Here is a 1,139-nt window from a genome sequence, read left to right on the forward strand (position 1 = left end):
AAGACCGTTGCGGCGCACCACCTGGCCACCTCGGACGGCAACACCGCCATGGCCAGGGCGTTGGGGTCGATCAAGCACGAGGTGCTGCCGAGCGCGCCGTCACCCGTGCCCGGCAGCCTCTACCGCGCGGTGGATCCGGCCAATGCCGATCGGTTGCGCGCCAAGGTTCTCGACGTGGCGACCGGTAGCCAGGCGAAGCTCGTGTCCGAGATCGGCGCGTTCGTCCAGGGTCATCCGATCGAGCACCACGGGCACCTGGTCAACGCGTTGGTCCAGCACCGCACCCGTAGCACCGACGCCGATCCGCGGGAGAACACCAGGGCGGGCAACGCCGACGAGTTGGCCGCGCGGTTGATCGCGACCGAGCTCAAGAACAACGTGGTGATCCACCACCCGGACGGCACGAGCACCGTGCACGAGCCGTTCACGGGCAAGGCCGGCCGCAAGCCGGTCCACATCACGCACCACGTCGACGCCGACGGCCGCCACACCTACGAACCCGGTGGACCGGCACGAACGCGTCCGGCGCCGCTCGACGACGCGGACCCAGGGCCTTCGCGCACGGCGCCCGGCGACGACGGGGACGTCCGGCCGGTCAAGCGACCGCGGCTCGGCGACGGGGACCTGGCTGGACCTGGCCACGACGAACCGTCCACCTCGCACGAGGCCCAGCCGACCGAGCGGCCGCGGTTCGACGACGTCGTGCTGCATGGTCCGGAAGTGTCGGTGGCGTCTCTGGATGAGGCGCGGGTTGTGCACAACGCGGCGTTCGACGAGTTGGCGCCGGGGCCGGTGCGGTTGCCGTCCAAGGACGACTACCTCGATTTGATCGCCGCCGGAGTCGACGAGCGGAAGCCGGTTTCCTTCGTGGTCACGGCGATCCTCGGTCACGGCGCGCTGAAGGACCTGCCCGCCGTGCTGGACGGCATGCTGGCCGGTGCGCGGGACGTCGAGGGCAAGGTGGCATTCGTCTTCGGTGTCAACGCGAAGGCGGGCGGTGAGGCTGATCTCGCCCGGTCGCTGGAGCAGGCGGCACCGGTGGTGCGGTCGCGTACCGAGCCAGTCGCGTTGGTGCCGTTGGTGTGGGAAGGCAAGAAGTTCCCGTACGGGGACATGCGCAACCAGACGATCGACAGCCC

1 protein-coding gene is annotated in these 1,139 nt (G+C 70.1%); it reads left to right on the forward strand.

The features are described 5' to 3' along the window. Positions 1 to 1,139: hypothetical protein (locus tag B0F77_RS48530; protein WP_158103027.1), on the forward strand; the 1,139-nt coding region annotated here is incomplete at both ends.

It is taken from the genome of Lentzea kentuckyensis (assembly GCF_002150765.1).
Lineage (GTDB): Bacteria > Actinomycetota > Actinomycetes > Mycobacteriales > Pseudonocardiaceae > Lentzea > Lentzea kentuckyensis.